The sequence below is a fragment of the Deltaproteobacteria bacterium genome (genome assembly GCA_018668695.1).
Classification (GTDB): domain Bacteria; phylum Myxococcota; class XYA12-FULL-58-9; order XYA12-FULL-58-9; family JABJBS01; genus JABJBS01.
The window spans coordinates 1-5,842 of record JABJBS010000094.1 but is presented as its reverse complement, the minus strand read 5'-3'; the positions used below and the strand labels follow the sequence as shown (position 1 = coordinate 5,842).

Below are 5,842 nucleotides of genomic sequence, written 5' to 3'. Positions count from 1 at the left end.
TAGGCTTTTGCTTTAAGGAGTCTTGCGAAGCGCTTATCGGTAAGAATTAGTTTAGCTTCACAGTGCTTGTTGAGGTGAAGGAATTTTCCCACATCTTTACTCGAAATAGGCGGCGTTACGGGTGCGGCTACAATCCCGCTTATTAAGCACCCCCAAAAAGCTAAAAAGAAATCAAAGCCAGGGCCGTAGGCAAGCAGAACTGTATCTCCGGGCTTTACGCCCTCCGCCATGATGAGCTGGGCCACGGCTCGGGAGGCGAGGTCGAGCTCTTCGTAGGTATAAGAAAGTGTTTCGTTGGCGTTGCGGTCTACCCAGATGAAGGCAGTCCGATTGGGGTGGTTGGCGAGTGTATGTCTGTATCTTTCAAGCAAGGTGGATGGCGTCTGGTCTTGCTTCATCAACTCTACGTCCCTCAGCGGTTTCTTGGCTTGAGAATTCTCACGCTAACCCTGTGCTTGCCAGGAAGGTTATATCTAGCTTGGTGCCCATGCCTCATAGAATGTTAGGCGATCTCAAGGGGGGAAGTCGATAGAGTGGGAACGCAGTATGATACAAGTTGGCAAGCGTGGTTCTCGTTACCTTATTTTGTGGAAGTACTGGTAGGTTTTAACCTTTCGGAAAGAATCGTTTTACGAGCTCGTTTGAATAATTTGAAGTTGATTCAACGGTTGCGGCGCCCATAATTTCCCCAGCTATATAGGTGTTATTATCGCCTTGAATACTTTCAATGGCGGGATAAAATCCGCTTCGGAAAGACTCCGGGCTCACATTGGGATAAAAATCCCATTTGTCGTGTCGGTGTATGTGCTTTAATGTCGCACCAACTGCTTTAAGATCCGCACTCACTTTTTCAATTATTTGCGCGTCAGTGTTGGTGCCGTCGTTGATAGCGTAGATCGCCCAGATATCGGTTTCGCTGTACCGCCGGTAACCACAGACGATATGCCCCGCTCGATCGTCGGTCATATTATCTACCATAAACATCAAACCTTTGGGTCCGAGCCCTTCTATTTCAGCAGTGACGGTTTGGTAATCGATGATTCGAATCTGCTTAAATAATTTTTTTTCTGTTGAACTCAGGTCCATGGCGGGGTGAATACGATGCAGGGGGCAGGCCAATATCAGTTTATCAAATTCTTCTGTGCCGTGTCCGGTTGTTATTTTTACAGTCTCGCCGCGTTCAATTTTCGACACTCTACAGTCTAGCAATACATTTTGTTGAGCGGCTACACGCTCAAAAAGGCCTTGGAATCCTTCATCGATGGTAACCATTCCAGGCTCGCGTGCGAGTTTGAAGTTGAAGCTTTTTTGAAGCCGGCCAGGGTCGTAGATTTTAAAAAACTGTGGTGCAGATATTTGGTTTAGATAACCATAACCAAAGCCGGTATAAATAGGCGCAAATATATCAATGAGGTCTTCTAGACCCTCGCGCTTGGCCCAATCGGTAAAGGTTGCTCCAAAGGTCTCGAGGTCAAATCCAAGATATCCCGCTTCGGAGAATTCTGGGATCTGATAGTTGGCTGCGAAAAACTTCTTGAGTGCTGGGCGATAACGGATGAAGAAATCGATGGCCATTTTGAATTTGTTGATGCCACCGCCGCGGCTGGAGTCTAGGAGTTTTGTCTTGTTAATCGGCGTGCAGCTTAGCCCGAATTCCTTGATAAGTTGGTTGACCACACGATAGGTGGTGGGGCCCACGATGACCGCGCCGAGTTCGTAGTTACGGCCGCCGATGGTGGGAGTACAGCACTTACCACCGACGCGTTTGTTCTTTTCAAAAATCTTTACGGAGTTGTAACCGCGGGCTTTGAGTTGCCATGCAGCGGTGAGTCCAGCAGGGCCGGCTCCGATGATTGCAATACGCTGATTCATGATGACTCTTTCACGATCGAGGTGATGACGGAAAAAGACTATCGCTGATTGCTTCACCAAAGATAGGGGAGAAGTTTTTGATTTCGCTCATTGTCTTTATTTTACGAGTAAATATCATGACGCCCACTTCTCCGTCGCGATGTTGGAATACGATGGCGGTCTCGAAAAAGGGTTTATCTAACTCGTTAAGTGGTAAAAATAGTAAAGGTTCGCTCTTTGGTAATCTAAAGCCAGACTCCCACGCAGACCAGTTGGTGATAATGCCTGGCCGTCCAAAAGTGCGTTTCCAGAATCCGGGAATTGGACTGATAGATCCTGATTCATTGGGGCCGCGTTGGTATATGCCGGTACCGCCCTGACCTTGTGCGAAACGGATTTGCTCAGGTTTATCGAAGTCACCTTCGAAAAAGAGAATGCCCGATTCGTAGTTACCGGCCAGTAGCTCACCGTGAGCGTCGGGGTTTCCGTGGGTGTTGAGTTTAAATCTACGCCGAAAATTAACCGCCATGTAGAGAGATGAAAATCCCATCATGCGGGATAAAGTGCTGCAAAGAATGTCATTGGTGGAGATGAATGCAGATTCTTGTTGGCCGTTTCGTTGACGGAATTGTGTTTTTTCCTTTTCCACTGCTTCCATATCTACTCGGAAAAAGAAACCTTGGGGGCGAGGCCGGAATAGGTGTTTTCCAATCGCATTAAGGATGCCGGGAAGAGAGAAGTCGAGTACAGATTTTTCTTGATGCCCGATAGCTTCCTTAAGCTTGTCATTGAAGCTGTGGTCGCGTTTGGGATCAAGTGCAAGGACTGCCTTGGGATTAGGCGACAAGAGCATGTTGAGTATCGCGTAGGCGGTGTAGCCATCGGCGGGAATATGAGAAACAGAAACCAGCACCATAAAGGAATTGGAGTCAATCTCAACCATGGTTACGGTAAAGAGAGATAAGTCTTCTTTAAGGCAGACTTTCCCTACAGGGACCACGTAATCCGATTTCAGTACAACTCTGCAAAGTTCTTCGTAGGGCTGGGTTAAGCTGACCTTGCCTTGTAGTCCAGATGGATTGATGTGGAATATAGAGCTTTCGTCTTGATCCAGTGCACTCAGTTCCTCTTGGAGGGACTCGTCACTCCAGCACAGTGCTAGGCCGTTACCCTCTGCTGTTTTGCGGAGCCTTCCAGCCAACCATGGGTTTTTCTTTAATGTCTCTTGAATGCGGTTTTGAATGAAAGGTTTTGCCTCGGCAAAAGGTCCCTTGAAAAATGTAGCAAGGTTTCCAGAAGGCATACCCGACATCCAACCGAAGCTACTTTCCGCTTTGAGTAAAAGCGTTTCGTGTTGCGTGGGCGTCTCTTGAGGTTTGTTCATCTTTGAACTCCTCCTATGTTTTGTTGGGTTTCTTGCGCTTGCCCGCTGGACTGAAATGTTCGGAGAAGAGCCGGCAAAAAGAAGAGGTCTGCGAGCAACGCAGATGCAATCAGGCCGCTGCCAACAAGTCCAAAAGAACGATTTGCAGGGAAGTCAGAAAAGGTCAGAACAAGGAAGCCGCAGACCAGGATAACGGTGGTCATAAGAATGGCATTCATACTTTGACGAGTGGCGGTAAGAACGGCTTGCTTTCCGGTGACCCCATTATCGAGTTCTTCTTGATAACGGCTTAGGACATGGATGGTATCATCTACGGCAATACCAATGACGATGGTGAAAATGACGGCCGACGCAAAATTAAGCGGTTCGCCTAAAATAGCGAAGCATGCCAGCCCGAGAAATAAGGGGAACGTGTTGGGGACAATGCTCACCAGAGCCATGCGCCAGCTGCGGTAGACGGCCCATATGACGAGCAAGATAACACCGAGAGCCACTGCGAGTCCGGTAATCAGTTCACCCAGTAAAGAATGAAAACCCAGCGAAGCAACTGAAGCGGCACCCGTTATACTCACCTTTAAGCCGGTACCCTTGGTAATGGCCTGAATTTCCGCATCCAATTTTTTCTCAAGTTGGTAAAGCTTTCTCGCTCCGAGCTCCGGCAATGAGCCAAATAGCCGAGCGCGGTCGTAGTCATAGCTTACGTAACTTTCGGTATCGAAGTTCTCACCCATTTCTAGAAGGAGGAGTAGTTGGGCGATGTATTGATTTGAATCGGGGATGAAGCTGCCATCGCCTAAGTGACGATTAAGCTCTTTAACGACTGCTGCAAAACTCACGGGTTGGTGTACACCCATTTCGATGCATTTCTGCTCTATCTTCTCGAGTATTTTCAAGCCAGCAGGGGTCTTGAAGATACCGGGAGGACCCATAAAGCTGAGTTCGATGGAGGACATGCCACTGAACTCGTCGTTCATGATATGCCCTGTTTGGGTCACGGGGTGTGCCTGCGGCAACTCCTTGAGAACGAAATAGTCAACCTTGACACCCGTGGCGGCGATGGCGACCAAGACTGTCATCACGAAGCCTAAAGCGGCTATTTTTTTAGATCGGATGGAGTCACAGGACCAGGCCAATATGTTTTCAATTTGCTTCGAATGAAACTCTTTTTTAACTCTAGAACTAAAGGGAAGAAGGCGCAGGCCACATGGAAGCAGGGTCATCACAGTGATGTAGGTTGCGCCAACGCCTATGGCGACGACCAGTCCGAAGCTCTGTAAGATATCCATTCGAGTGCTTAGAAGTGAGCCAAAGCCCAGTGCAGTGGTAAAGCTTGTGAGCAAACAGGCAGTACCCACATGGGTACCGGATGCGATGATGGAATTCTCGAGAGACTGATCTTGTTGCTGCTCCGAATCAAAGCGGCAGAGGAAGTGCACAGCGTCAGCGACGCCTAGAGTTAAAATTAGCATGGGAAAAAGGGCGCTTAAGGGCGTGAGCGAGATTCCAAGCCAGCCGATGGTGCCAGCGGTCCATACCGTCCCGACCATGATGGTGCCAAGAGGCAGTAGGACCATCGGTACCCTGCGAAATATGACAATTAAGAGAAGAGAGATGACCAGGAGAGATATTGGGAAAAGCCACTGGACATCTTTCTGCATGAGGCCCAGCGTTGCATGGCGAATGAAGGGAATACCTCCGAAGTGGACCTGGGTGACGCCATGCTTGCCGAGATGACCATTGACAACTTTTTGAATGGCGTCGAGGGGTTCTTTAAGCATGTTGGGATCTTGGTAGCGTTCGTCGAGCTTGACCGTGAGCAATGTCATACTCATCGTGGAACTAAAAAATCTTCCCTGGGTCAGCGGCGATTGAGAGAGGTACTCAAAACGCTCGTTAAACGTCTCATCGAAAACAGACTCAGTACCGAATAGGGGCGATATAATGAGCTCTCCATCTTTGCCATGAAGCATCGATGTTTCGGTGATGGATCCAACACCTGTGACTCCTTCAATTTGCCTAAGGTCTTTACCGACTGCATCTACCCAGAGCAGCCAGGGGGCTTGGAGTGATTTGGACGGCTTATCGCCCAAATCGACGACGATGGTTAAGGTGGTGTCATCTGGTCCGAAAGTTGCTCGGTGTTCATTGAGTACATCGACCCGCGTATCGCCTTGTGGGAAGAATTGCTGAATGTCGTTATTGAGCTGTACTTTCGGAATACCGGCAGCAAAAAGTAGAGTACCCGCGGTGAAGAGAACGATGGTTATCCACGGGTGTTTGACGACCGATTTTGTATACCAACCAAATGGGTTCATAGGCACATCATTCCAGTTTGGCTGAATCGCCTCTTTTAAGCACACTGCTCAAAGTATTATCGTCTGAAAGAGAGGTTTTACTCAACCTGGAGCTTGGAGAATACAGCGAGGGAGGACGGGGCACTTAATGAATATCTTGCTTACGCAGAGCTTCCAGTACTTCTAAGCTAACTTTGAGCTTGTCGGTGTCGAGAATATCTTTTTCTACTAAAATGGTACCGAGTGCCCGCCGTACCCCAGACTCAGCTTCGACCACCTGTTGATCTAGCGCGGCGACGACTTGTGCTTGCGT

Annotated in this window: 5 protein-coding genes; all 5 read right to left on the bottom strand. The window is 48.6% G+C overall.

The features are described 5' to 3' along the window. On the bottom strand, positions 1 to 398 hold a 398-nt coding region (locus HOK28_04985), incomplete at its 3' end, for an acyl--CoA ligase (GenBank protein MBT6432424.1). A gap of 208 nt (positions 399 to 606) precedes the next feature. After that, a complete protein-coding gene (locus HOK28_04980) occupies positions 607 to 1,872 on the bottom strand; it encodes an NAD(P)-binding protein (protein ID MBT6432423.1) in 1,266 nt (421 codons plus the stop codon). A gap of 10 nt (positions 1,873 to 1,882) precedes the next feature. Continuing rightward, complete coding sequence (locus HOK28_04975) at positions 1,883 to 3,235, bottom strand: hypothetical protein (GenBank protein MBT6432422.1); 1,353 nt, start codon at positions 3,233 to 3,235, stop codon at positions 1,883 to 1,885. After that, positions 3,232 to 5,550 (bottom strand): MMPL family transporter, encoded by a 2,319-nt coding sequence (locus HOK28_04970; GenBank protein ID MBT6432421.1) that lies wholly within the window; start codon positions 5,548 to 5,550, stop codon positions 3,232 to 3,234. Before HOK28_04970 ends, HOK28_04975 begins: the two co-directional genes overlap by 4 nt. Before the next feature lie 124 nt (positions 5,551 to 5,674). Then, positions 5,675 to 5,842, bottom strand: a 168-nt coding sequence (locus tag HOK28_04965; GenBank protein MBT6432420.1) for a hypothetical protein, incomplete at its 5' end; no start/stop codon positions are given.

What these genes read in the sequence shown, in the direction of transcription:
- HOK28_04980 (MBT6432423.1), bottom strand. Translation starts at nt 1,872, where the DNA reads ATGAATCAGCGTATTGCAATCATCGGAGCCGGCCCTGCTGGACTCACC.
- HOK28_04975 (MBT6432422.1), bottom strand. Translation starts at nt 3,235, where the DNA reads ATGAACAAACCTCAAGAGACGCCCACGCAACACGAAACGCTTTTACTC.
- HOK28_04970 (MBT6432421.1), bottom strand. Translation starts at nt 5,550, where the DNA reads ATGAACCCATTTGGTTGGTATACAAAATCGGTCGTCAAACACCCGTGG.